The sequence below is a fragment of the Cobetia sp. UCD-24C genome (assembly GCF_001306765.1).
GTDB classification, from domain to species: domain Bacteria; phylum Pseudomonadota; class Gammaproteobacteria; order Pseudomonadales; family Halomonadaceae; genus Cobetia; species Cobetia amphilecti.
The window spans coordinates 122,033-147,956 of the sequence record NZ_LJTD01000007.1 but is presented as its reverse complement, the minus strand read 5'-3'; the positions used below and the strand labels follow the sequence as shown (position 1 = coordinate 147,956).

Here is a 25,924-nt window from a genome sequence, read left to right as displayed (position 1 = left end):
CCCGTGGACCCGACCTCCTCGCACGTCAATGGCACACATTCGCTGTGGCGAATCTTTGGGCTCAATGCAGCCTTGATGGTGGTATTGGGTGGCCTGTTTCTGGCCAGCCAATGGTTTGATGTGCGTGAACAGGAAATGCGTCGCCTGGAGCTGCTGGATACCCAGCTGCATATCTCCACCGAGCAGCTGATCGCCAATGTCTCGCGCGAGATGATGGTGCTGGAGCGCGTCTTGAGCAGCGAAGGCAAGGAGCTGTGGCGTGGCTCGCTGGACAGCGCGCTGGGCCGTCATCCCTCTCTGGTCTCGCTGATGGTGGTGCCGTTTGCCGATTACCGCGGCAGCAGCCTGCGTCAGATCGGCGTGGGGCGCAGTTGCAGCTGGCAGCTGACCCAGCCGGAAGCCCAGGCGCTGCCCGGACGCAGTAGTCTGCTGTTCGGCTCAGCACTGCCGTTGGCATCCGGTCAGCCGGGCTTGCCGTTCTACCGTCACATGGATATCGAAGGCATGTCCTGGCTGCTGATCGGCTGCCTGGACTTCTCCGAGTCACGCAGCCTGCTGGCCAACCCGAATTCCGATGATGGGCAGCGCCTGCGCCTGTTTTCCACCAACGGTCTGCTGCTGTTCTCGAGCCCCCAGGAGCATGCGCTGGGCGTGACCGGCAAGCTGCCGTTGTCCTCGATGGCCAACATGGGCAAGTACATCTCCGAGCGTGGTGTACGTCGCTACCATGTGCCGGGCTTCGACGGCCAGCCGCGCATGGCGGCGGGCAGCTATATCGCACCGCTCAAGCTGTTCAGCGTCGTGAGTCAGCCGCTCTCCAGCCTGTGGTGGCTGTGGTGGAATCGTATCTGGTTCGGCATGCTGCTCGGCGGCATCTTCCTGGTCGTGCTGGTGGTCGTGGTGGCGCGCGCCGAGCGCAAGCGCGCTGAGCGCCACGATGAGCTGGAGGGCGCGCTCGAGTCGATGACGGCGCGTTCTCGCACCCTGGTGACGCTGATGGATAACCTGCCGGGCGTGGTGTATCGCATCGAGGTCAACACTGGAGTGCTGACCTTCATCAGCAACGGCTCGGCCGAGCTGTTCGGTCGCTCGGCCGAATCACTGGTCGGCGCCGGCATCACCCTGACCGAGCTGATCCATCAGGAGGACCGTCAATCCGTCAGTGCCGCCCGCCACTGGGCGATGTGCGCGCAGATGCGTCATGAGCAGGTCTTCCGCATCATCGCCGACCATGAGCGTTGGGTGCTGGACCGCAGCGTGATGATCGAGGGCGAGGATGGCGTGCGCTACTGGGAAGGCCTGCTGCTCGACATCAGTGCGCACAAGGAATCCGAGCGTCAGCTCGATTTCCTGGCGCGTCATGACGCCCTGACGGGGCTCTATAACCGCAAGGCCTTCATGGCGGCGGCCGACGAGCGCGTCGCGGCGGGTGGCTTGATGATCTACGCCGATATCGACCGTTTCTCGACCGTCAACGATGGCCTGGGCCATGAAGCCGGTGACCAGCTGCTGGTCGCGGTCGGCGAGCGTCTGCGTCGTCTGCTGCCGCCGGGCGGTCTGGTAGCGCGTCTAGGGGCCGATGAGTTCGGCCTCTATCTGCCGCATGGCAATGATGATCCGGCGCAGGTGGTGGAAGAGATACAGCAGAAAGTCGAGCGTCCCTTCACGATTCTGGGGCGCCCGCTGATCATCAGTCTGACGGCAGGCTATGTGCTGTCCGAGACCAATGGCGATGCCCAGGCGCTGATGCTGAATGCCGATGTGGCGCTCTATCACGCCAAGTCGCGCGGCGATCATGCGCTGCGCTGGGAGTCGTCGCTGGACAAGCATGTCGCCTCGCGCATGACGCTGGAGCAGGACCTGCGTCAGGCCATCGGCAGCGAGCAGCTCTATCTGCATTACCAGCCGCAGTTGGATAGTCATGGTGAGCTGCAGGGTGTCGAGGCGCTGCTGCGCTGGCAGCATCCGGAGCTGGGCATGATCTCGCCGGCCCAGTTCATTCCGCTGGCCGAAGAGACCGGCCTGATCTTCCGTCTCGGGCGTTTCGTGCTCGAGGAGGCCTGTGCCCAGATGGTGCGCTGGCAGGACGCCGGCCTTCACATGCCGCGCATGGCGGTCAACCTGTCGGCGCGCCAGCTTACCTCGGGCTACGAGAACGAAGTCTTCGGCGTGCTGGAAAGCCAGAAGCTGTCGCCGACGCGGCTGGAAGTCGAGGTGACCGAGACGCTGCTGATCCAGGACATGGAAGGGGGGCTTGCCGTGCTCGGCGCGCTGCGCGAGCTGGGCGTGCGTGTGGCGCTGGATGACTTCGGGCAGGGCTATTCGTCGCTGTCCTATCTGTCATCCCTGCCGCTGGATGTGCTCAAGGTCGACCGCAGTTTCGTGATGAAGATGGATGCGGTCGCCGGCTCTGACGGCGGTATCCGCTGTCCCAATCAGCAGGCCATCCAGCTGGTCGGTGCCGTGATCAGCCTGGGGCACTCGCTGGGCCATGAGATCGTCGCCGAGGGAGTCGAGACGGACGTGCAGTTCGAGGAGCTCAAGCGGTTGGGTTGCGACACCTATCAGGGCTACCTGCTGGCGCGGCCGATGTCCGCCGAGGCCATACTGGAGCGCTTCAGCGTCAACGCCTGAGGCGCCGTCCGTGTAGTCCGCTCCCACTCCATCCCACCCCACCCGGTGGCGACATGAGAAGGCCTGACCCAGCAAAAACGCCCCGCCTGCAATGACTGCAGGCGGGGCGTTCGTCTTGGTGCGGCGCATGCGCGCGGGGCAAGGCCCTCAGACGGCAATGCGCTCCTGACTGCTCAGCAGCAGGTCGCGGCTCAGCAGCTGCCACTGGTCTTCCCAGTGCTCGGTCGGGCGCTTGCGATAGTCGCTGCGCACGTACTGGCCGATACGACCTTCTGCACACGCCAGCAGCAGATTGGCCGCTGCCGTGACGGTGATGGCCGGTCGCAGTCCTTCGCGAGGCTCGGCTTCGCGCAGCACCTGCTTGATCTGCGTCTCGAGACGCTCGAACAGCTGCGCCATGCGCGTGCGCAGGCGTGCCGTCTCGCCGGTGAGGGCATCACCGTTGAGGAGACGACACAGGCCCGGGTTCTTCTCGGCAAAGCCCAGCAGCAGGCTCAGGATGTGATGCACCCTGGCATGCGCAGTGTCGTTGTCCTGAATGATCAGCGCGATACGCTCGAACAGCGTGCTCTCGATGAATTCGATCAGTCCTTCGAACATGCGTGCCTTGCTGGGGAAGTGACGATAGAGCGCCGCCTCCGAGACACCGACCTGTCGTGCCAGTGCTGCAGTCGTGATGCGTTTGCCGCTGTCCTCTTCCAGCATCAGAGCGAGTGCCTGGAGGATCTGTTCGCGACGTGATTGTTTTGGATTCGCCTGCGTCATGGAATCTTGTCGTTTATCGCGGCCTGCAGCAGTGTGCTACGGGCGGGTCCGTGTCCTGAGGCATGTCGCTTGCCTCGCGCGAAACACCGGGGCCGAGCCCCGGCTTGTCACCTTACGCCTTGTCAGTGTCCGCTTCCGCGTTGCTGATCAACGTGCCGACCCCGGCATTGGTGAAGATTTCCAGCAGGGTCGCATGTGGCACGCGGCCATCGATGATGTGAGCACTGCGCACGCCTTGCTTCACGGCGTCCAGTGCACAGCTGATCTTGGGCAGCATGCCACCGTAGATGGTGCCATCCTCGATCAGGCCATCCACCGCCTCGGTGGTCAGGCCGGTCATGACTTCGCCTTGTGCGTTCATCAGGCCAGCCACGTTGGTCAGCAGCATCAATTTCTCCGCGCCCAGTGCCTCGGCGACCTTGCCGGCGACCAGGTCGGCATTGATATTGTAGCTGCGACCCTCGGCATCGACCCCGATGGGTGCGATGACGGGAATGAAATCGTTGCGTGTCAGCAGTTCGATCAGGTCCGTGGAGACATGCTCGACTTCACCGACATGACCAATGTCGATGATTTCAGAGGCATTCATGCCCGGCGTCTGGCCGCTGACCTTGAGCTGGCGGGCGCGAATCTGGCCGCTGTCCTTGCCGGTCAGGCCGATGGCCTTGCCGCCACTCTGGTTGATCAGGTTGACGATGCCCTTGTTGACCAGGCCGCCCAGCACCATCTCGACCACGTCCATGGTCTCGGAATCCGTGACGCGCATGCCATCGACGAAGCGCGATTCGATGTTCAGCTTCTCGAGCAGCGCGCCGATCTGCGGGCCGCCGCCATGCACGACCACCGGATTGATGCCGACTTCCTTCATCAACACCATGTCGCGAGCGAAGGAGTCGATCAAGGCTTCTTCGGTCATGGCGTTGCCGCCGTACTTGACCACCACGGTCTTGCCCGAGAACTGCTGGATATAGGGCAGGGCTTCGGACAGGACCTCGACCACCTGATGCGGGTCGCGGTTGGCGTGGCTCATCAGCGTATCACTCCACAGAAAATGGTCCGGAAAGAGAGTCCGGACACTGTCACTCGAAACGGTCTTTCAGCGCGCGCGGTGCGCGCTGTCATGCAAATCGGTTGCTTCAGGCACCTGATGCGCCCGGATGAGCGGCTGTAGTGCCTGGCAAGGCGAGGGCGGCGATCAAGCGGCAGGCCGCCGCCCCCCGTTGCGGCTCATGCCATCCTGTCGATGGCGAGCGAGTGCGGGATCAGAACGGTGCCTGGATGCTCGGCTCGGCCTGCTTCAGCGCGGCGCGGAAGCTGTCCTTGATACGCTCCAGTGCGGCTTCTGACTTGCCTTCGAAGCGCAGCACCAGCATCGGCGTGGTGTTGGAGGCGCGGCACAGGCCCCAGCCATCGGCGTAGTCGACACGAATGCCGTCCAGCGTGGTCTTGACGCCGTCGCTGCCGAAGTCGCCTTCACTGGCCAGTCGCTCGACGATAGCGAACTTGTTCTCGTCGGTCACTTCCACATTGATCTCGGGGGTGCCGAGGTCCTGCGGGAAGCGGGCGAAGAAGGTGTCGGCATCGACATCCTGCTTGGCGAGGATTTCCAGCAAGCGCGCGGCGCCGTAGATGCCGTCATCGAAGCCGAACCAGCGCTCCTTGAAGAAGATGTGGCCGCTCATCTCGCCGGCCAGTGCCGCGCCGGTTTCCTTCATGCGTGCCTTGATCAGTGAGTGGCCGGTGCGCCACATTTCCGGCGTGCCGCCGGCTTTCTCGATCACGGTCGCCAGGTTGCCGGTGCACTTGACGTCGAAGATGATGCGCGCGCCCGGCACGCGTTCGATCAGGTCTTCCGACAGCGCCATCATCAGGCGGTCCGGGTAGAGGATCTCGCCCTTGGGCGTCACGACGCCGAGGCGGTCGCCGTCACCATCGAAGGCCAGACCGATGTCCGCGCCGGTTTCCTGCATGGTCTTGATCAGGTCCTGCAGGTTTTCCGGCTTGCCCGGATCCGGGTGGTGATTCGGGAAGTTGCCGTCGATCTCGTCGAACAGCGGCACGGTGTCGACGCCCAGGCGACGGATCAGCTCCGGGCCCAGCTCGCCGGCCACGCCGTTGCCGCAATCGACCACGGCCTTGAGCGGACGCTTGACGACCACATCACCGGTGATCTGCTCCAGATAGCGCTCACGCACGTCCTCTTCACGCAGGCTGCCTTCGCCTTGCGCCAGATCGCCTTCCTGCAGGCGACGATAGAGATCGGTGATGGTGTCACCGGACAGGGTCTCGCCGGCCAGCACGATCTTCAGACCGTTGTAGTTGGCCGGGTTGTGGCTGCCGGTCAGCATCACGCCGGAGCGGGTGCCTTCCAGGATATTGGTGGCGTAGTAGAGCACCGGCGTCGGCACCATGCCGATGTCGACGACATCACGGCCGGCATCGCGCAGGCCTGCGATCAGCGCCTTGGACAGGCGCGGGCCGGAGAGACGGCCGTCACGCGCGACCACGACGGTGGATTCACCGCGTGCCGCGGCTTCGCTGCCGATGGATTGGCCGATGGCGCGCACGCCGTCTTCGGTGAGGGTCTCATCCACGATGCCACGGATATCGTAGGCGCGGAAAATTGAAGCGGGTACCTGACTCATGGTGCATCCCTGTCGGTTGAATCAATCGTGAAGTCGCTTGAGGCGTCATGCGTCTCGGCGCTATCGCTGCATGACGATCAGTGTGGAAACCTGCATGGCTCCCTTTTAGCCGGAAGCCCGGCAGTCGGCGCAAGCTTGCCGCTCGGCTGCCCTCTGGCATGACGGGTCAATCAGTGGCGACCGGAGTGGCCGAAGCCGCCTTCGCCGCGCTGGCTGGCCTCGAATTCAGAGACTTCCACCAGCTCCGCCTGTACCACTGGCACTAGCACGTACTGTGCCAGACGCTCGCCGGGTTCCAGCACGAACTCGCTCTCGCCGCGGTTCCAGACCGAGATCATCAGTTCGCCCTGGTAGTCGGAGTCGATCAGGCCGACCAGATTGCCCAGCACGATGCCGTGTTTGTGCCCCAGACCGGAGCGCGGCAGGATCATGCCGGCCAGTGCGGGGTCGGCGATATGGATCGCCAGCCCGGTGCGCACCAGCTCACAGGCGCCCGGCGCCAATGTCAGCGGCGCGTCGAGCAGTGCGCGCAGGTCCATGCCGGCGCTGCCGGGAGTGGCGTGATGCGGCAGCGGGTAATCGCGAACGCGCTCGTCGAGAATCTTGAGTTCGAGCCGGGGGCGGGTCATCTAAGGTGCTTCCTGATCGTCGGTGACAGTCGGTGTAACGGTCTGGATGGCAGGGTCGAGGCTGACCCTGTGCTGATGGAGTGCCAGGGCGCGCATCAGAATCGCGCGCGCCAGTTCCGTCTTGGGACAGGCCGCGATGGCCTGTTCGTGTTGCGTGTTCGTGTTCTGATCGAGCGGCTGCCACAGCAGGGTGGCGGCATTGCTGTCGCTGCCGAAGCCAAGGCCCGGCGTGCTCACATCATTGGCGACGATCATGTCGAGCTGTTTACGCGCGAGCTTGTCGCGTGCATAGCGCAGCACGTCGCGGGTCTCGGCGGCGAAGCCGATCACCAGTGGTGCCCGCTGACCGGCGGCGCGGCTTGCCTGCGTCTGGGCGGCGATACCGGCGATGATATCCGGGTTGCGGATCAGCGTGACCTGCATCTGCTCCTCGCCCGCCTGCTTCTTGAGCTTGTGGTCGGCGACCGTGGCCGGGCGGAAGTCGGCGACTGCCGCGCAGCCGATGAAGAGGTCGCTCTCGCTGGCGGCTGCCTCGGCGGCGGCCTGCATGTCCAGCGCGGATTCGACATCGATGCGCTCGACGCCAGTCGGCGTCGTCAGCGCCACCGGGCCACTGATCAGGCGCACGCTGGCGCCCAGCGCCGCAGCCTCGGCGGCCAGCGCATAGCCCATCTTGCCGGAGCTGTGATTGCTCAGGTAGCGCACCGGGTCCAGCGGCTCGCGGGTCGGGCCGGCGGTGATGGTCACCGTCAGGCCTGCGGCCGGCAACGACATCTCATTGCTCTGGCGGCTGGGGTCGCTCTGGCTCATGAGGTCGCTCAGCGCCGCGACGATCTCTTCCGGCTCCAGCATGCGGCCCGCGCCCACGTCGCCACAGGCCTGTTCGCCGCTGGCGGGGCCGAGCAGCGTCCAGCCGTCGGCACTGAGCTGGCGGGCATTGCGCTGGGTGGCGGGGTGCGCCCACATGGCCTGATTCATCGCCGGGGCCATCACCCAGCGCGCGCTGTTGGCCAGGCACAGGGTAGTGAGCAGATCATCGGCATGCCCATGCACCAGGCGGGCCATCAGATCGGCGGTGGCAGGCGCGATCAGGATGACCTCCGCCCAGCGTGCCAGCTCGATATGTCCCATGCCGGCCTCGGCCTCGGGGTCCAGCAGGGAGGTGTGCACCGGATTGCCCGACAACGCCTGCAAGGTCAGCGGTGTAATGAAGGCTTGAGCCCCTTCGGTCGTGGCGATGCGCACTTCACAGCCCGCCTTTTTCAACAGGCGGGTGATCAGAGCGGCCTTGTAGGCCGCGATGCCGCCACTGATGCCCAGCAGAATGCGCCGTCCGGCGAGTGAATGCATGGTGTGTCCTGCGTCCCTGATGCGTCGATTGCTACGCTCGCGCGTTTGCCCTCTACCATATCACCGTGATGCAACCTTGCGTAGCGCCGCTGGCCCGCGACGCCGAGTGTCGCCATGGTCCATGCGAGCGCTCACTTCATGGGGCGGGGGCTCCTCTCGAGTGGGATGCAGGGGCCAGACGCAGCCCCTCGGGGCGACAAGCGTTGATGCTCACAATGGCGAAAGAGGCGGCATCTGACCACGCTTCTCATGCTTTGGACTGTCAGCCATTCGGGGCGACAGGCGATGGGAGAAGAGTGCATGGGGATTCGAGAGTGGCCGGTCGGGGAGCGTCCGCGCGAGAAGCTGTTGTCGTCAGGGGCAGGGGCCTTGTCAGATGCCGAGCTGCTGGCCATCTTTCTGCGCGTGGGCATAAAAGGACGCTCAGCGGTGGATCTGGCGCGCGACCTGCTGAACACCTTCGGCGGTCTCAGGCCGCTGCTGGAGGCGACCCAGCAGGACTTCTGCGCGGCGCGCGGACTGGGTGACGCCAAGTACGTGCAGCTGCAGGCTTCGCTTGAGCTGTCGCGTCGCCATCTGGAGAGCCTGTTGATGCGCGGGGCCGCCCTGACGTCGCCCCTGCTGGTGCGGCGCTATCTGTCCTCGCATCTGCGCGACCTGCCGCATGAGGTGTTCGCCGCGCTGTTTCTCGACAGCCAGCATCGCGTCATCCGCTTCGAGACACTCTTCACCGGCACGCTGGATGCCGCCGCCGTCTACCCGCGCGAAGTGGTCAAGCGGGCGCTGGCGCTCAATGCTGGCGCCCTGATTCTGGCCCACAACCATCCCTCCGGCGTCGCGGAGCCCAGCGAGGCCGACCGGCGCATCACGCAGCGCCTGGAAGAGGCGCTGGGGCTTTTCGATATTCGCGTACTGGATCACTTCGTGGTCGGAGACGGCGAAGTGGTTTCGTTTGCCGAGCGCGGCTGGCTCTAGTTGGGGTGTCGAGGAGGCTGAGCCGCTGAGTGCTCGATGACGGTACAGCCCCCGCCAGATGCGGTCGCCGCTGGCGTGAGAAATGCGCAGGGATTGCAAACCAGGGCACTGGTTGTGGTAATGTTGCGCCTCCCGTATCACCCACCACAGAATTCGCGACCACTCTGGCCGACATTGGCTGAGTGAAGCGTTTGGCTGAGAAGCGTCTGTACCGATGTGACACGTCGGGCATGGGCGTGCTGGCGAAAAAAATCTGTATAGGACGTGCTTTCACGTTCCTCTTCGGGTAAAATGCTGCGCCTGCACGTTCCAGTACCCTGAAGCTTGTCTTCCGGAATGGACGTAACACACTTTGAAATCAGGGCATGAGGCGGCGCCTGCCACTTCCGGTTTGCCCGACAGGTTTTGAACAACTTAGCCAACGCAGCGGTTGGAGGCTCCAATGTCCAAAGTATGTCAGGTTACCGGCAAGCGCCCGGTGACTGGTAACAACGTTTCTCACTCCCAGCGCAAGACTCGTCGCCGGTTCCTGCCGAACCTGCACACCCACCGTTTCTGGGTTGAATCCCAGCAGCGCTTCGTCAAGCTGCGCGTCTCTACCAAGGGCATGCGCATCATCGACAAGAAGGGTATCGACGAAGTCCTCAAGGACCTCACTGCACGTGGCGAGCGCTTCTAAACACTAGAAGACAGCCCCTGTAGCAATGGCAACCGAGCCGAGGGCAACGCTCTCAATCGTTCGGTGAATGCGACTGTGGAAGGAAACTGAAAATGCGTGACAAGATCAAGTTGGTGTCAAGTGCCGGTACTGGCCACTTCTACACCACCGACAAGAACAAGCGTAACACTCCGGACAAGCTTGAATTCAAGAAGTACGATCCGGTCGTTCGCAAGCACGTGATGTACAAGGAAGCCAAGATCAAGTGATCTTGTCTCCCGCCAGCGTGCTGTCGGAACCCTCGAAAACCCGGTCCTGACCGGGTTTTCGAGTATCTGGATGTCGGAGTTCCGGCATCCTGCAACAGGGTGGCGGCTTCTGTCGTCACCCTGTTGTGCGTCTGGCGGTCAGTCGAGGAGGAAGCATGCCCGAATTACCGGAAGTCGAGACGACTCGCCGTGGTATCGCACCATTGGTCGAGGGCCAGGAGGTCACCGAGGTGATCGTGCGTCAGCCACGGCTGCGCACGCCAGTACCGAGTGAGCTGGCGGAGTGGCTGGTGGGGCAGCGTTTCGGTGAGCTCTCGCGCCGTGCCAAGTACCTGCTGTTGCCGATCGCCGATGGCCACCTGCTCTGGCATCTGGGCATGTCCGGCAGTCTGAGGCTGGTACCCATCGGCACGCCGCCCCGTACGCATGACCATGTCGATGTGGTGCTGGGCAATGGCCAGGTGTTGCGCTATCACGACCCGCGTCGCTTCGGTTTCGTCGACTTCGTGCGCGGTGACCCGCACGCTGACACACGTCTGGCGAGGCTCGGGCCGGAGCCCTTGTCGGATGCCTTCACCGGTGAGCTTCTCTTCGCGCGCTCGCGCAAGCGACGCGTGGCGATCAAGCCTTTCCTGATGGACAACGCCAATGTGGTCGGCGTGGGCAACATCTACGCCAGTGAGGCGCTCTTCATGGCTGGCATCGACCCGCGTCGTCCGGCGGGGGAGACCTCTCTGGAGGAATATGAGCGCCTCGCCGAGGCCTCGCGCAGCGTGCTGGCGGCTGCCATCGAGCAAGGCGGTACCACCTTGCGTGATTTCGTCGGTGGTGATGGCAAGCCCGGCTACTTCGCCCAGCGCCTCAACGTCTATGGGCGAGGGGGCGAGCCCTGCCGTGAGTGTGGCCATGAGATCATGAGCCTGGTGCTCGGGCAGCGTGCCAGCTGCTTCTGCCCTCATTGTCAGAGCTAGTGCCGTTCGTGCCGGCACGGGTCAGACATGTCTCGCTGGCCCTTGATGATCACTTGACCGGAGGCTCCGTGACCGGGGCCGCCATGACGACTAGAATGGCCCCATTCGGGCGCGCCCTGTCGTCGTCCTGTCCCTTTCCCTGTCTTATGGATGATTCCCGTGACTGAACGTCTGCGCCTGAAGAAGAATGCTGATCGCCGCCTCAAGGCTGGCCATCTGTGGCTGTACTCCAATGAAGTCGATACCGTCGCGACGCCGCTCAAGAATTTCGAGCCGGGTGCCCAGGCGATCATCGAGGCCAGCAACGGCCGCGCGATGGGCGTTGCCTACGTCAACCCGAACTCGCTGATCTGCGCGCGTATCGTCTCGCGCAACCCGGAACAGCGTCTGGACCGCTCGCTGCTGGTGCATCGCTTCAACCAGGCACTGTCGCTGCGCGAGAGCCTCTATGACAAGCCGTTCTACCGTCTGGTCCACGGCGAGGGCGACCTGCTGCCGGGTCTGATCGTCGATCGCTTCGGCGACGTGCTGGTCTGCCAGCTCAACACCTTCGGCATGGAGCGACTGGCGGAAGTGATCGTCGATGCGCTCTTGAAGGTCGTCAAGCCGACCGCCATCGTGTTCAAGAACGATTCCAGCGGTCGCCGTCAGGAACAGCTCGAGCGCAACGTCGAAGTCGTCTATGGCGAGCTGCCGGAAAGCGTGCTGCTGGAAGAGAATGGGGTCCAGTTCAGCGCGCCGGTACTGGATGGCCAGAAGACCGGCTGGTTCTATGATCACCGCGACAACCGTGCCTGGCTGAATCGTCAGGTGGCAGGCAAGCGCGTGCTGGACCTGTTCAGCTACGTCGGTGGCTGGGGTGTGCAGGCGGCGGCGCATGGCGCCAGCGAAGTGCTGTGTGTCGATGCTTCCGGCGCGGCACTCGAGCGCGTCTCGGGCAATGCCGTGCTCAACGGTGTCGAGGACCGCGTCTCCATCGCGGAATCGGATGTCTTCGAGGCCCTCTCGGCCCTGCGTGCGGAAGGCGAGCAGTTCGACGTCATCATCGCGGATCCGCCCGCCTTCATCCGCAAGCGCAAGGACATCACCAACGGTGAGCGCGCCTATGCACGCCTCAACCGTGAAGCCATGCGCCTGTTGGGCCGTGACGGCCTGCTGATGTCCGGCTCCTGCTCCATGCATCTGGCGCCGGAGCGCCTGATGGATGTGGTGCGTGGCGCCGTGCGTCACCAGGACCGCCATGGTCAGGTCATCTTCCAGGGCCATCAGGCCAGTGACCACCCGGTGCACCCGTCCATCCCCGAGACTTCCTACCTCAAGGCCCTCGGTGTGCGCGTCTATCGCGACTGATGACGCCTGACGGATATCAGGACTGATGGCTGTGCCATCCGGTATCGACGACAACGCCGCCCTTCGGGGCGGCGTTGTCGTCTGTGGCTTGTGAGTCGTCTGTGGCTGGCCTATCGACTTCAGCTCGCTTTTGGCTAATCGTCCATGGCTCATGGACTCTGATAGTCTGACGGCATGTATAGACGACTGACATCTCATCACAATCTCGTGCTGCTCGATCACTGGCGCAACCTGCTGGAAAGCGAGGGTATCTCCTGTGAGCTGCGTAATCGCCTGCTCGGTTCGGCCGCGGGCGAGTTGCCCGTGCTCGACTGCGAGCCCCAGCTGTGGGTGGCAGAGCATGACCTTCCACGTGCCCGCCGCCTGCTGGCGAGCATCGAGGCCGCGCCGGCCCTGCCGGACTGGCAGTGTGCCTGTGGCGAACATCTCGAGGGCAGCTTCAGCGAGTGCTGGGCGTGTGGGGCAAGCGCGCCGCAGCAGGCCGCACCACAGGCGCGTCCGCGCGATGAGGACCCGGAGTTCGTGGCATGAGCAAAGGCACCTCGAAGGCGAGCGACGCGCCGCCGTTGACGCAAGATTCCCCCGGCTGGGCACTGCCACGCCCGTTCCTGTTGCCGATCAGCGTGAAGAAGAAGGCGCTGGATGGTTATGGTCACGTCAACAATGCCGAGTATGTGCGCTGGCTGGAGGACATCAGCTGGGCACACTCCGAAGCGTTGGGGCTTGGCCTGGCGCACTACCGTGAGCAGGACCGCGGCATGGCGGTGCATCGTCACGAGATCGACTATCTGGCCAGCGCACGGCTTGGCGATTCGCTGATGCTGGCCACCTGGCTGGTGGCGTGCGATGGCCGCCTGAGCCTGACGCGCCGCTTTCAGCTGCGTCGTTGCTCGGATGGTCTGACGCTGTTGGAGGCACGCACGCGCTTCGTCTGCATCGAACTCTCGAGTGGGCGAGCCAGACGCATGCCCGAGGCTTACCGTGAATGCTATTCGGCTGTGCTGGTGAGCGAGGATGCTGCCAGCCAACGATGATTCCCTGCATTCCACTGCATTGCTGTCGTGTTTTGGTGAATCTTGCTGGCATCTGATTGGCGCGACGCTGACGAGTCTGCTGTGCTTGTAGGAGGTGTCGAGATGACATCGCCGTATTCCGCCAGCAGTGCAAGGAGCTCGTCATGCAGATCGCCGTGCCGAAGGAAATCAAGAACCATGAATACCGTGTCGCTCTGACGCCCGCCGGGGTGCGAGAGCTGATTGCCCATGGCCATGACGTCATCGTCGAGCGTGGTGCGGGTGAGGGCAGTGGGTTCAGTGACGCCGAGTACCAGGGGGTCGGGGCTCGTCTTGAATCGGATGTCGAGCAGGTCTTTCGTGAGGCCGAGCTGATACTCAAGGTCAAGGAGCCTCAGTCGGCCGAGGTGGCACGTCTCACCAGCGGCCAGACATTGTTCACCTACCTGCATCTGGCCGCCGCCCGTGAGCTGACCGAAAGCCTGCTGGATAGCGGGGTGACCGCGATTGCCTACGAGACCATCACCGACACCGCCGGTGGTCTGCCGCTGCTGGCGCCCATGAGCCGCGTTGCCGGGCGCATGGCGATCCAGGCCGGCGCGCATGCGCTGGAGAAGGCGCAAGGCGGGATGGGGGGGCTGTTGCCCGGTGTGCCTGGCGTGCCACCGGCGCGGGTCACGGTGATCGGCGGCGGCGTGGTGGGGGAGAATGCGGCGCGCATGGCGCTGGGGCTGGGCGCCGAGGTGGTGATTCTCGATACGTCATTGAACCGCCTCGAGACGCTGGATCACCGCTATCAGGGGCAGATTCGTACGGTCTATTCGACATCCGAGGCACTGGATGAGGCGGTACGCCATTCGGCATTGATCATTGGGGCCGTGCTCGTGCCCGGTGCCGCGGCCCCCAAGCTGATCCGTCGCGAGCATCTGCGCAACATGATGCCCGGTGCGGTACTGGTGGATGTCGCGATCGATCAGGGCGGATGTTTCGAGACCAGTCGCGCCACGACCCATGCGGAACCGACCTATCTCGTCGATGGTGTCGTGCATTATTGCGTGGCCAACATGCCGGGGGCCGTGGCGCGTACCTCGACCCAGGCACTCACCAGCGCGACGCTGCCTTATGTGGTGAAGCTCGCCAATGGCGGCTATCGCAAGGTATTGCGGGAAGATCGTCACTTCGCGGCAGGCCTCAACGTGCATGCCGGCCAGCTGACGATTGCGGAAGTCGGCGCTGCCTTCGGCATGCCGGTGATCTCGCTGGAAGATGCACTGGCAAAGGGCTGACACCTGCCGGTGGGCACATGGCGTGCATGGGGCGCTGGTCGTCTGTCCGGCCCTTACGAAGGCCATGCCCCTCAGGGTAAGATGAGTGCAATGCAGCGGCAGGACATGGCGGGTTCATCGCATCGTGATGCGCGCCGTCGTGCCCTGTCGTGATTCATTGTGAGCAGGTCCCGCCAAGTGGCACGCTCCCCGACTCAGACGCCCAAGAAGTGCATCCATGACCAAGACCCGCGTTCTTACCGGCATCACGACCACCGGCACCCCTCACCTCGGCAACTATGTCGGCGCCATCAAGCCCGCCATCGAGGCCAGCCAGGACCCGACGGTCCAGTCCTTCTATTTCCTCGCCGATTTCCATGCTCTGATCAAGTGTCAGGACCCGAAGCGCGTGCAGGAATCCCGCCGTGAGATCGCCGCCACCTGGCTGGCGCTGGGGCTGGACACCGACAACGCCATCTTCTATCGCCAGTCGGATGTGCCTGAGATTCCGGAGCTGATGTGGTTGCTCAACTGTGTCTGCGCCAAGGGCCTCATGAATCGTGCGCATGCCTACAAGGGCGCCGTGGCCGAGAACGAGGAAGCGGGCATCGAGGACGTGGATCGTGGCATCAGCATGGGGCTGTTCAGCTATCCGGTGCTGATGGCGGCGGACATCCTGATGTTCAATGCGCACAAGGTGCCGGTGGGGCGTGACCAGATCCAGCATATCGAGATGGCGCGCGACATGGCCGGACGCTTCAACCACCTCTTCAAGGGCAACTACTTCACCATGCCCGAGGCGGTGACCGACGAGAAATCCCAGCTGCTGCTGGGTCTCGATGGTCGCAAGATGTCCAAGAGCTACAACAACACCATCCCGCTGTTCGGCACCGAGAAGCAGTTGCTCAAGAGCGTGCGCAAGATCAAGACCAACTCGCTGGAGCCGGGCGAGCCGAAGGACCCGGATACCTGTTCGCTGTTTCAGATCTATTCGGCCTTCGCCACCGAGGCGGAAGTCGCCGCCATGCGTGAGCAGTACGCGGCCGGTATCGGCTGGGGCGACGCCAAGAACCAGCTGTTCGAATACCTGAATGACCACCTCAAGGCGCCGCGCGAGCGTTACGTCGAGCTGATGGAAGACCCGGCGCATGTCGAGGCGATCCTCAAGCGTGGCGCCGAGCGGGCCCGCGAAGAGGCCGCACCGATGATGGAGCGTCTGCGTCGCGCCGTCGGTCTGGGCAACTTCCTCTAGGTCGCCCGTCCATGCTGCTCGATCGGCCCCCGTCATCTTCCCGGATGGCGGGGGTTTCTGTTGCTGGCACCGTCGTTTCAGAGGGTGGCGTCTTCGGGGCTGTCATGCTGATGGCGCCCGGGGCGTGATGTCAGGCATATACCCGCGGGGAATGAAAAGCGTGCTGGAAATTCATTCACAGCTATAAAGCGACGCGTTAGGCTTGCCGCATCAATGCTTCAAGCATGCTGAATACACAAGGGGGTACGACATGAGTCAACACGTGATGCCGGGCAAGGCCAGTGAGCCTGCCCAGCCATCTACCACCATCAACCCTCGCGCCGTCTGGGCGGGTGGGCTGCTGGTCATTGCCTCAGTGCTGCTGGGCCTGGTCGCCGGCTGGCGCCAGGGCCTGCTGCTGCTGATCGGCGGCGCGCTGGGCGTGGTGCTCTATCACGCGGCCTTCGGCTTCACCTCCGCCTGGCGAGTGTTCATCACCGAGCGTCGTGGCCGTGGCCTGCGTGCGCAGATGCTGATGCTGGCGATTGCCGTGGTGCTGTTCTTCCCGGTATTGGCAGCGGGCAGCCTGTGGGGGCAGGACGTCTCCGGCTTCGTCTCGCCGCTGGGCACCTCCGTCGTGGTCGGCGCCTTCCTGTTCGGTCTCGGCATGCAGCTGGGCGGCGGTTGCGCCTCGGGCACGCTGTTCACCGTCGGCGGCGGCAATGCGCGCATGGTGATCACCCTGATCTTCTTCTGCGTCGGCTCGGTGATCGGCACCGCGCACTTCAGCTGGTGGCAGAGCCTGCCGTCGCTGCCCGCCGTCTCGCTGGTGGACAGCTTCGGTGCGCTGGGCGGTATCATCGTCAGCCTGGCGCTGTTCGCCATCATCGTGCTGGTGACACGCACGCTGGAGAAGCGTCGTCATGGTGAGCTCGAGAAGGCCGCCGTGACCGACAGCCAGCCGCGCGGCCTGTCACGTTTCCTGCGCGGCCCCTGGCCGCTGCTGGCGGGCGCCGTGGCGCTGGCGCTGCTCAACTTCGCCACCCTGGCGCTGGCCGGGCGTCCGTGGGGCATCACCTCGGCCTTCGCGCTGTGGGGCACCAAGGTCTACACCACGTTGGGCTTCGATGTCAGTGACTGGGGTTACTGGCAGGCGGCGGGCAATGCCAAGGCACTGGCGGCACCGCTCTACACGGACATCACCACGGTGATGAACATCGGCATCGTGGTGGGGGCGCTGGCGGCAGCGCTGCTGGCCGGCAAGTTCGCGCCGAAGTGGAACATTCCGCTGCGCTCGCTGGTGGCTGCCGTGCTGGGTGGCATGCTGTTGGGTTACGGCGCGCGCCTGGCCTTCGGCTGCAACATCGGCGCCTACTTCGGCGGCATCTCCTCCGGCAGCCTGCATGGCTGGCTATGGCTGGTGATGGCCTTCGCCGGCAACATGCTGGGCGTGAAGCTGCGTCCCTTCTTCGCCCTTGCGCCGCGCAAGCCGGCATCGCGTGCCGATCTGGCCTGAGCCATTCCCCGCGCGTGACCGCGAACGCCTCGCTCCTTCCCCGTCAGGGGGATGAGCGGGGCGTTTCTCGTCATGCAGTACCCTTGTCTGCGCAACGCACGCCGACCTTGCACAGGCTGCCGGAGATAGCACTGCGCGTGCTATCATCATGCCTTGTTCGCACGTGGAAACTGCACGTCGAAAGGTCCCTCGGACGCCCGGTTGCCAGCAGGTCTTCTGCGGTGCTTCAGCGGGCATGCTGCGCTTGTCTGCCGGCATGCCGAGAAGCTTGCCGAGCGTGAGGTCGTCCCCACTGATTCAAGAGTCTCGCCATGACGGATACTTCCAAGCGCGCCCTGTACGTTCCTTACGCCGGCCCGAGCCTGCTCGAGATGCCGCTGCTCAACAAGGGCAGCGCCTTCAGCCTCGAGGAGCGTGTCAGCTTCAATCTGATGGGCTTGCTGCCGCAGAATGTCGAGAGCATCGAAGAGCAGGTCGCGCGCGTCTACAGCCAGTATCAGCAGTGCGCCACCGACCTCGACAAGCACATCCTGTTGCGCTCGGTGCAGGACGACAACGAGACCCTGTTCTTCCGCGTGATCGAGGAACACCTCGAGGAGATGATGCCGATCATCTACACCCCGACCGTCGGTCAGGCGTGCGAGGAGTTCTCCAACATCTACCGCAACCACCGCGGCCTGTTCATCTCCTACCCGGACCGCGAGCACATGGATGACATCCTGCGCTCCGCGACCAAGGACAACGTCAAGGTCATCGTCGTCACCGATGGCGAGCGTATCCTGGGGCTGGGCGATCAGGGCATCGGTGGCATGGGCATCCCCATCGGCAAGCTGTCGCTGTACACCGCCTGTGGCGGCATCAGCCCGGCCTACACCCTGCCGATCTCGCTGGATCTTGGCACCAACAACCAGAAGCTGCTTGACGACCCGCGCTACATGGGCTGGCGTCACGAGCGCGTCACCGGTGATGACTACAACGCCTTCGTGGCCGAGTTCATCACTGCCGTGAAGCGTCGCTGGCCGAAGGCCATGATCCAGTTCGAGGACTTCGCGCAGGCCAACGCCATGCCGCTGCTCGAGCGTTACCGCGATGAAGTCTGCTGCTTCAACGACGACATCCAGGGCACTGCCTCCGTGGTGGTCGCGACCCTGATGGCGGCCTGCAAGGCCAAGGGCGAGAAGCTCTCCGACCAGCGCGTCACCTTCCTGGGTGCGGGTAGCGCCGGTTGCGGTATCGCCGAGATGATCGTGGTGGCGATGGTCAAGGAAGGCATGGAAGAGGCCGAGGCCCGCAAGCGCGTCTTCATGGTCGATCGCTTCGGTCTGCTGACCAGCGACATGGAAGGCCTCTACGACTTCCAGAGCCGTCTGGCCCACGATATCGACAGCGTGGCCGACTTCGGTGACCGTGGCCTGCTGGATGTGGTCAAGGCCGCCAGGCCGAGCGTGCTGATCGGTGTATCCGGCCAGCGTGGCCTGTTCAGCGAAGACGTGATCCGTGCCGTGCAGGCCGGTTGCGAGAGCCCGCTGGTGATGCCGCTGTCCAACCCGACCTCACGCGTCGAAGCGACACCGGCGGAAGTCATCGAGTGGACCGACGGCAAGGCACTGGTCGCCACCGGCAGCCCGTTCGCGCCGGTCGAGCACAACGGCCACACCCACGCGATTGCCCAGTGCAACAATGCCTACATCTTCCCGGGCATCGGTCTGGGTGTGCTGGCATCCAGCGCCTCACGCATCACCGACAACATGCTGATGGCCGCGGCCAATGCGCTGGCCAACAACGCCCCGATCGTCCTGAAGGGCGAGGGCGCGCTGCTGCCGTCACTGGGCGACATCCAGGACATCAGCCGTCAGATCGCCTTCGATGTAGCACGTCAGGCTCAGGCCGACGGCGTGGCGCTGACCTCCAGCGACGAGATCATCCAGGCCAACATCGAGAAGAACTTCTGGCAGCCGCGTTACCGCGCCTACCGTCGCAAGGCGTTCTGATCGCGCCTGCGTCTGACCCGTCAGTGAGCGCATGAAGCAGATTGCCTGAAACAGGTTGCCTGAAACAGAGTGTGCAAATGAAGAAGCCCCCGCAGGCCATGCCTGCGGGGGCTTTTGTATTGCAGTCAGCGCTGTGGTCAGCGGCTGGCGGGTTACAGCATGCCGCGCAGCACGTAGTGGAGGATGCCGCCGTGGCGGTAGTACTCCAGCTCGTTGTCGGTATCGATGCGGCACAGCGCCTCGATCTTCTGCTCACCCTTGTCGCTCTTGAAGGTGACCTGGACCTTGCCGCCGGCCGTCAGGTCATTCAGACCGCTGATGCTGATTTCCTCATCACCGGTCAGGCCGAGAGACTGGCGGCTTTCGCCTTCGGGGAACTGCAGCGGCACCACGCCCATGCCGATCAGGTTGGAACGGTGGATACGCTCATAGGACTCGGCAATCACCGCACGTACGCCTAGCAGCAGGGTGCCCTTGGCGGCCCAGTCACGTGAGGAGCCGGTGCCGTACTCCTTGCCCGCGACCACCACCAGTGGCGTGCCTTCCTCGGCATACTTCATGGCGGCATCGTAGATGGCCATCTGCTCGCCGGAGGGCACGTGGCGTGTCTCGCCGCCCTCGACGCCATCGAGCATCTCGTTGCGGATGCGCACGTTGGCGAAGGTGCCGCGCATCATCACCTCATGGTTGCCGCGACGTGAGCCATAGGAGTTGAAGTCCTTGACCTCGACGCCGTTCTCCTTGAGGTAGCGACCCGCCGGGCTGTCCGGCTTGATGGCACCGGCCGGAGAGATGTGGTCGGTGGTCACCGAGTCGCCGAGCATCGCCAGCACGCGGGCATTCTCGACATCCTGAACGGCTTCCGGTTCACGCTGCATGCCTTCGAAGAACGGCGGATGCTGGATGTAGGTGGAATCCTTCCACTCATACACTTCGGCTTGCGGCACGTCGATGGCCTGCCAGGTCTCGTCACCGTCGAAGACCTCGGCGTACTCCTTGCGATACATCTCGGTACGTACCTGCTCGACGGCCTCGGCGATCTCGGCCTGACTCGGCCAGATGTCCTTGAGGAAGACATCATTGCCGTCGGTGTCCTTGCCCAGCGGCTCCTTGGAAAGATCGACCCGCACGGTGCCGGCGAGGGCATAGGCGACCACCAGGGGCGGCGACGCCAGCCAGTTGGTACGCACGTTGGGATGCACGCGACCCTCGAAGTTGCGGTTGCCCGACAGTACCGAGGCGACCGTCAGGTCGCGCGTATTGATGGCGTCCTCGACCGGTTCCGGCAGCGGGCCGGAGTTGCCGATACAGGTGGTGCAGCCATAGCCGACCAGGTTGAAGCCCAGCTCGTTGAGGTCATCCTGCACGCCGGCAGTCGCCAGGTAGTCGGTGACGACCTTGGAGCCCGGCGCCAGTGAGGTCTTGACCCACGGCTTGCTGCTCAGGCCTTTCTCGCGTGCCTTGCGCGCCACCAGGCCAGCCGCCAGCATCACGCTGGGGTTGGAGGTGTTGGTACAGGAGGTGATGGCGGCGATGACGACATCACCGTGATCGAGGCGGAAGGTCTCGCCATTCAGCTCGCTGTAATCGCCGTTCTTCACCTCGCTCTGCTTGTCGTAGCTCTGCTCGACATCGACGGCGGTCTGGCCACCTTCGGACAGCCACTTGCCGTCCTCGATGTCCGGCACTTCACCCAGCTGATCGCCGAGGATCTTCTCGAAGGTCTGCTTGATGTCGGTGAGGGCGACGCGGTCCTGCGGGCGTTTAGGGCCGGCGAGGGAGGCGACGACCTCGGTCATGTCCAGCTCGAGCGTATCGGAGAAGACCGGCTCGTGGCCCGGCTCGCGCCACAGGCCCTGCTCCTTGGCATAGGCCTCGACCAGCGCGACCTGCTCATCGGAGCGACCGGACAGACGCATGTAGTTGAGCGTCTCGTCATCCAGCGGGAAGAAACCGCAGGTAGCGCCATACTCCGGCGCCATGTTGGCGATGGTCGCGCGGTCGGCCAGCGGCAGGTCATCCAGGCCATCACCGTAGAACTCGACGAACTTGCCGACCACGCCACGGCTTCTCAGCATCTGGGTGACGGTCAGCACCAGGTCAGTCGCGGTGATGCCTTCGTTGAGCTTGCCGGTCAGCTTGAAGCCGACCACTTCCGGAATCAGCATCGAGACCGGCTGGCCGAGCATCGCGGCTTCCGCCTCGATACCGCCGACACCCCAGCCGAGGACGCCGAGGCCGTTGATCATGGTGGTGTGGGAGTCGGTGCCGACCAGGGTGTCCGGGTAGGCGAAGGTCTTGCCATCTTCCTCGCGGGTGAAGACGGCGCGGCCGAGATATTCCAGGTTCACCTGGTGGCAGATACCGGTGCCCGGCGGGACGACGGAGAAGTTGTCGAAGGCCTGCTGGCCCCAGCGCAGGAATTCGTAACGTTCGCGGTTACGCTCCATCTCGATGCGCACGTTGTCCTTGAAGGCGCTCGGATCGCCGTAGTGGTCCACCATCACCGAGTGGTCGATGACCAGGTCCACCGGAGTCAGCGGATTGACCTTCTCGGGGTCGGCGCCGAGCTTCTTGACGGCGTCACGCATGGAGGCCAGGTCGACCACACCGGGCACACCGGTGAAATCCTGCATCAGCACGCGCGCCGGACGATAGCCGATCTCGTGGGTGCTGGAGGCGGTCTTCTGCCAGTCGGCCAGCGCCTTGATGTCTTCCTTGGTCGCGGTTTCACCGTCCTCGAAGCGCAGCTGATTCTCCAGCAGCACCTTGAGCGTGAAGGGCAGTCGCGTCAGGTCGCCAAGCGTGTCGGCCGCCTTCTTGAGCGAGTAGTAGTGATAGCGCTTGTCTCCGACTTCCAGCTCGGAGAGGGTGTCAAGCGAATCCAGTGACTGAGAGCGCTGGGAACCCATGATTCTCCTCCTTGTCGTTGTCTTCACCGGCCAGACTGCTGAAGTGTCGTTCAACAGGCGCGTCAGGTGCCTCGGCCGGATGCGACGCGTCGCGAGAGCGACTGCCAGGTCGCGGATGGTTGCCTACATAAGGCTATGGTCATCATGTGACAGGAATTCAAGCGCACACCATCATCGAGGATAGTGTGAAGCAAGGAACCCTGCGTCGCGTTCGCTGCCATAGAGTTTGCCGCCATGACTCTCGCGCGGCGTGAATGCGGCCCCTAAGGTATCCAATGCAATGGCACTCCAGACGGTGCCACCCGCAACGTCCGTCGCGTTCACCATCAGGCACAACGGAGGCTGTCATGAATGAGCAAGGGCGCAGGCCGAGCGAATCCGGCGAGCTGCCGGAAGATGATGAGGTTCTGGATGCGGCGGTCGAGCAGTGGCTGGCGGAGCATTCCTCGGGGCAGTCCGATGAATGGCCGGGCCATGAGTTGCTGGAAGACAAGCAGGAAAGAGCGGTCAATGAGGCGCTGCATGAGGCGGAAATCAACTGCCCCTACTGCGACACACCCTTCACGGTGTTCCTGGATCTGGACGAGGGCAGTCTGACCAACATCATCGACTGCGAGCGTTGCTGTCAGCCGATCCAGGTGCGCCAGCAGGTCGACCCGGTCAGCGGTGAGCTCGAAGGGCTGGATATCGGCCAGGATGACGACGTGCTGTGACGGCATCTCACCTGCGCGGCACGCTGGCACCGGCGCCGGCAGGCGTCAGTGACGCAAAGTGACAGGCTTGCAGGGGCAGGGCGCGGCAGATGCTGTATTCTGCAGCCAAGGTCACTTATGATCCCGACACCCGTTGTTGGCGTCATCGAGCTGCCATAGGCAATCTCTATGGTGGTGATTGCAGCAAACATTTGGCATCTGCCACACGTGGCGATTAGTCTGTGTGGCGATTCATCACAAAGGCGGTCCGCTGCCTTTATCATCATTATTCCTCAGGAGATCACCATGAGCGTATTGGTCGGACGTCAGGCCCCGGATTTCGAAGCCGCAGCAGTGCTGGGCGACGGTACCATCGTCGACAACTACAAGCTGTCTGATTCCAACGGCAAGCTGCGCGTGCTGTTCTTCTGGCCGCTGGACTTCACCTTCGTTTGCCCGTCTGAAATCATCGCCCACGACAACCGTCTGGCGAAGTTCAAGGAACTCGGCGTCGAAGTCATCGGTGTGTCCATCGATTCCCAGTTCACTCACCACGCATGGCGCAAGACCTCTCCGGACGCTGGCGGCATCGGTGAAGTCGGCTTCCCGATCGTGGCTGACGTCAAGCACGAAGTCACCCAGGCATACGGCATCGAGCATCCGGAAGCTGGCGTCGCTCTGCGCGCTTCCTTCCTGATCGACGAAGACGGTGTCGTTCAGCACCAGGTCGTCAACAACCTGCCGCTGGGCCGTAACGTCGACGAGATGGTCCGCATGGTCAAGGCCCTGCAGTTCCACCAGACCAACGGCGAAGTCTGCCCGGCAGGCTGGGAAGAAGGTCAGGAAGGTATGAAGGACACCGCTGAAGGTGTTGCCAAGTACCTGGCAGGCCACTCCAGCAGTCTGTAAGTCGCTGCCTGGACGAGATCAGCTCACGCGTTCGCGCTGACTGATCCCGCGACTGCCTTTCGAACCTTCGGTAATGAGTGTCTCGAGAGGTAGGCGAACCGGAAGCCGTCGCCCCTGGCGGCGGCTTCCGCGCATCTGGGCAATGCCATCCTGCGGGCTCGTGCTTGTGCATAAGCTTCTGCGATGCCGGTCTGAGTCCGGTGCTGAAAGCTGGCGGCGTCTGCGCTACTCTGCGCAGTCCTTGTTCGCCTCAACCAGCGCGGCGAGCCAGCGAGTACAGCGAGTAAAAGTGCTTCCAGCGGGAAGCCTGCACGGGCGCCAGCCGGCCCGGATCATCACGCCGTGTCCTGAACCATGCCGATCGCATGCGCCGTCTGCAGCGCTGTCGGTATCGTTCAGTACATTGATCGCCAGCAGCCGCCATTGCTGCTGGTGAAATCCTCCGCCTTCATCTGTCACTGAGGTCATCCATGAGCAATGTCCGTCACGAACGTCTGATCATTCTCGGTTCCGGTCCGGCGGGTTACACCGCTGCCGTCTACGCTGCACGTGCCAATCTCAAGCCGCTCCTGATCACCGGCATGCAGATGGGTGGTCAGCTGACCACTACCACCGACGTCGACAACTGGCCCGGCGACGATGCTGGTGTGCAGGGGCCGGAGCTGATGGAGCGCATGCGCCGTCACGCCGAACGCTTCGAGACCGAAGTCCTGTTCGACCACATCAACGAAGTGACCCTCGGCGAGCGTCCGTTCCTGCTCAAGGGTGACAACGGCAGCTACAGCTGTGACGCCCTGATCATCGCCACCGGCGCCAGCGCGCAGTATCTGGGCCTGCCGAGTGAGCAGCAGTTCATGGGCCAGGGCGTCTCGGCCTGTGCGACCTGCGATGGCTTCTTCTATCGCAATCAGGAAGTCGTGGTAGTCGGTGGCGGCAACACCGCTGTCGAGGAAGCGCTGTACCTGTCCAACATCGCCTCCAAGGTCACGCTGGTGCATCGCCGTGACAGCCTGCGTGCCGAGAAGATCCTGCAGGACAAGCTGTTCGACAAGGTCGAGAACGGCAACATGGCGGTCGAATGGCACCACACCCTCGACGAAGTGCTGGGCGACAACTCCGGTGTCACCGGCGTGCGTCTGCGTCATGTCGAAAGCGGCGCCACCAAGGAGTTGAGCTCGATGGGCGTGTTCATCGCCATCGGCCACCGTCCGAATACCAGCCTGTTCGAAGGCCAGCTCGACATGCAGGGCGGCTATCTCAAGGTCCAATCGGGCCTGGAAGGCAATGCCACCCAGACCAGCATCCCCGGCGTCTATGCCTGTGGCGATGTAATGGATCACGTCTACCGTCAGGCGATCACCTCTGCCGGTACCGGCTGCATGGCGGCGCTGGATGCCGAGCGTTATCTGGACGGCCTCATCGCCTGAGATCGCCCTGTCCATTTCGACACGATCCATGTCGACACGACCTGTGTAGAGAGTGTCTGATTCGAGAAAGTCTGATTCAGCACTGCCCGACCGGCCCCGCAGCCTCGCTGCGGGGCCGGTTTGCGTTCAGGGCCCTGCCTGGTCTGCGCCGGGAGAGCTGAGTGCTGCTGACAGCTCAGTAATGGGGCGGCAGCTCGTCGTGTGGCTGCGCACTGAAAGGTGCTGTCGAGTCTGCATCGCCTTGCTGGTCGCGCAGGGTGCGTAGCTGGCTGGCCATCAGCGCGGTCAGGCGCTCGAGTGTCTCTATCTGACGCTGCTGGGTGATGACGGTGCGATCGAGGGTCTCGAGCCAGTCATCCTGATGCGCGAGGCGCGATTCCAGTGCTTCCAGTCGGGCTTCCAGGCTGGGATCAGTCGAGGTTGTCATGCATCTGGGCTCCAGAGGGTGAGGGAATGGTCCACGTGTGCAGTGAGGGGAAGAGGGTGAGGCGGCCGCCGTTGGATGACGACTCATGCCACGATTCTTAAGCGATGGCACGCCGAATCGTTGCTGCGGTCGTTGCCTGGATCGTTGTCGAATTACCGCAAAGTGTTGAAGGATTGTCACTGAGTTGCCTCAGACGCATCAGGAAGAGGCGTGATAGACTGTTGACAGTGCGATTGACTTATTTTTCGTATATCGCACCCATTGACGGCCTTCGATTGCCTGCGCTTCGCGCGTC

22 protein-coding genes are annotated in these 25,924 nt (G+C 63.6%); 15 read left to right on the top strand and 7 right to left on the bottom strand.

From position 1 onward, the window contains the following. Nucleotides 1-3 precede the first annotated feature (3 nt). The gene (locus tag AOG28_RS11945) at nt 4-2,634 is read left to right on the top strand and encodes a putative bifunctional diguanylate cyclase/phosphodiesterase (protein ID WP_054556540.1); all 2,631 of its coding nucleotides are present in this window, start codon (nt 4-6) and stop codon (nt 2,632-2,634) included. A 147-nt stretch (nt 2,635-2,781) separates the two neighbouring features. Here AOG28_RS11945 and slmA read toward each other — a convergent pair whose 3' ends face one another. From slmA to coaBC, 5 genes are all read right to left on the bottom strand, one after another. Further along, nucleotides 2,782-3,399, bottom strand: coding sequence for a nucleoid occlusion factor SlmA (gene slmA, locus AOG28_RS11940; RefSeq protein ID WP_043336281.1), 618 nt, complete (start codon nt 3,397-3,399; stop codon nt 2,782-2,784). A 112-nt stretch (nt 3,400-3,511) separates the two neighbouring features. After that, nucleotides 3,512-4,429: an acetylglutamate kinase gene (gene argB / locus AOG28_RS11935; RefSeq protein WP_043336279.1), complete on the bottom strand. Its 918-nt coding sequence runs from the start codon at nt 4,427-4,429 to the stop codon at nt 3,512-3,514. A gap of 232 nt (nt 4,430-4,661) precedes the next feature. After that, a complete protein-coding gene (locus AOG28_RS11930; protein WP_054556539.1) occupies nt 4,662-6,044 on the bottom strand; it encodes a phosphomannomutase/phosphoglucomutase in 1,383 nt (460 codons plus the stop codon). Between the two features lie 170 nt (nt 6,045-6,214). Continuing rightward, complete coding sequence (dut, locus tag AOG28_RS11925) at nt 6,215-6,673, bottom strand: dUTP diphosphatase (RefSeq protein ID WP_043336274.1); 459 nt, start codon at nt 6,671-6,673, stop codon at nt 6,215-6,217. Further along, the gene (gene coaBC / locus AOG28_RS11920) at nt 6,674-8,023 is read right to left on the bottom strand and encodes a bifunctional phosphopantothenoylcysteine decarboxylase/phosphopantothenate--cysteine ligase CoaBC (protein WP_054556538.1); all 1,350 of its coding nucleotides are present in this window, start codon (nt 8,021-8,023) and stop codon (nt 6,674-6,676) included. Nucleotides 8,024-8,323: 300 nt separating this feature from the next. On the opposite strand from coaBC, the gene radC reads away from it, so the two are divergent. From radC to AOG28_RS11865, 11 genes are all read left to right on the top strand, one after another. After that, nucleotides 8,324-8,998, top strand: coding sequence for a RadC family protein (gene radC, locus AOG28_RS11915; protein ID WP_043336272.1), 675 nt, complete (start codon nt 8,324-8,326; stop codon nt 8,996-8,998). A 442-nt stretch (nt 8,999-9,440) separates the two neighbouring features. Beyond that, complete coding sequence (rpmB, locus tag AOG28_RS11910; protein WP_043336270.1) at nt 9,441-9,677, top strand: 50S ribosomal protein L28; 237 nt, start codon at nt 9,441-9,443, stop codon at nt 9,675-9,677. 92 nt (nt 9,678-9,769) lie between these two features. Then, complete coding sequence (rpmG, locus tag AOG28_RS11905) at nt 9,770-9,925, top strand: 50S ribosomal protein L33 (RefSeq protein WP_016417370.1); 156 nt, start codon at nt 9,770-9,772, stop codon at nt 9,923-9,925. A gap of 155 nt (nt 9,926-10,080) precedes the next feature. Beyond that, nucleotides 10,081-10,896 (top strand): bifunctional DNA-formamidopyrimidine glycosylase/DNA-(apurinic or apyrimidinic site) lyase, encoded by an 816-nt coding sequence (gene mutM / locus AOG28_RS11900; protein ID WP_054556537.1) that lies wholly within the window; start codon nt 10,081-10,083, stop codon nt 10,894-10,896. 159 nt (nt 10,897-11,055) lie between these two features. After that, nucleotides 11,056-12,246, top strand: coding sequence for a class I SAM-dependent rRNA methyltransferase (locus AOG28_RS11895; protein ID WP_054556536.1), 1,191 nt, complete (start codon nt 11,056-11,058; stop codon nt 12,244-12,246). Between the two features lie 174 nt (nt 12,247-12,420). After that, nucleotides 12,421-12,777: a putative signal transducing protein gene (locus tag AOG28_RS11890; protein WP_054556535.1), complete on the top strand. Its 357-nt coding sequence runs from the start codon at nt 12,421-12,423 to the stop codon at nt 12,775-12,777. Continuing rightward, nucleotides 12,774-13,280: an acyl-CoA thioesterase gene (locus tag AOG28_RS11885; RefSeq protein ID WP_054556534.1), complete on the top strand. Its 507-nt coding sequence runs from the start codon at nt 12,774-12,776 to the stop codon at nt 13,278-13,280. Before AOG28_RS11890 ends, AOG28_RS11885 begins: the two co-directional genes overlap by 4 nt. A gap of 143 nt (nt 13,281-13,423) precedes the next feature. Next, a complete protein-coding gene (ald, locus tag AOG28_RS11880; protein ID WP_054556533.1) occupies nt 13,424-14,545 on the top strand; it encodes an alanine dehydrogenase in 1,122 nt (373 codons plus the stop codon). A 217-nt stretch (nt 14,546-14,762) separates the two neighbouring features. Continuing rightward, nucleotides 14,763-15,776, top strand: coding sequence for a tryptophan--tRNA ligase (locus tag AOG28_RS11875; protein WP_054556532.1), 1,014 nt, complete (start codon nt 14,763-14,765; stop codon nt 15,774-15,776). 250 nt (nt 15,777-16,026) lie between these two features. Further along, nucleotides 16,027-17,271: a YeeE/YedE family protein gene (locus AOG28_RS11870; protein WP_235507019.1), complete on the top strand. Its 1,245-nt coding sequence runs from the start codon at nt 16,027-16,029 to the stop codon at nt 17,269-17,271. A 311-nt stretch (nt 17,272-17,582) separates the two neighbouring features. Next, the gene (locus AOG28_RS11865) at nt 17,583-19,262 is read left to right on the top strand and encodes an NAD-dependent malic enzyme (RefSeq protein ID WP_054556531.1); all 1,680 of its coding nucleotides are present in this window, start codon (nt 17,583-17,585) and stop codon (nt 19,260-19,262) included. 152 nt (nt 19,263-19,414) lie between these two features. Here the strand turns inward: AOG28_RS11865 and acnA are convergent, their stop codons facing one another. Beyond that, entirely contained in the window at nt 19,415-22,174 is a 2,760-nt protein-coding gene (gene acnA, locus AOG28_RS11860; RefSeq protein ID WP_054556530.1) for an aconitate hydratase AcnA, read from the bottom strand. Between the two features lie 347 nt (nt 22,175-22,521). Between acnA and AOG28_RS17805 the strand changes: the two genes are divergently transcribed. The 3 genes from AOG28_RS17805 (at nt 22,522) to trxB (ending at nt 25,202) form a co-directional block, all read left to right on the top strand. After that, entirely contained in the window at nt 22,522-22,887 is a 366-nt protein-coding gene (locus tag AOG28_RS17805) for a CPXCG motif-containing cysteine-rich protein (RefSeq protein WP_082388731.1), read from the top strand. 285 nt (nt 22,888-23,172) lie between these two features. Continuing rightward, nucleotides 23,173-23,775, top strand: a complete 603-nt coding sequence (locus tag AOG28_RS11850) for a peroxiredoxin (protein ID WP_043333044.1) — start codon at nt 23,173-23,175, stop codon at nt 23,773-23,775. Nucleotides 23,776-24,245: 470 nt separating this feature from the next. Beyond that, a complete protein-coding gene (gene trxB / locus AOG28_RS11845; protein WP_043333042.1) occupies nt 24,246-25,202 on the top strand; it encodes a thioredoxin-disulfide reductase in 957 nt (318 codons plus the stop codon). A gap of 175 nt (nt 25,203-25,377) precedes the next feature. Here trxB and AOG28_RS11840 read toward each other — a convergent pair whose 3' ends face one another. Next, a complete protein-coding gene (locus AOG28_RS11840; RefSeq protein WP_054556529.1) occupies nt 25,378-25,629 on the bottom strand; it encodes a SlyX family protein in 252 nt (83 codons plus the stop codon). Nucleotides 25,630-25,924: the final 295 nt, after the last annotated feature.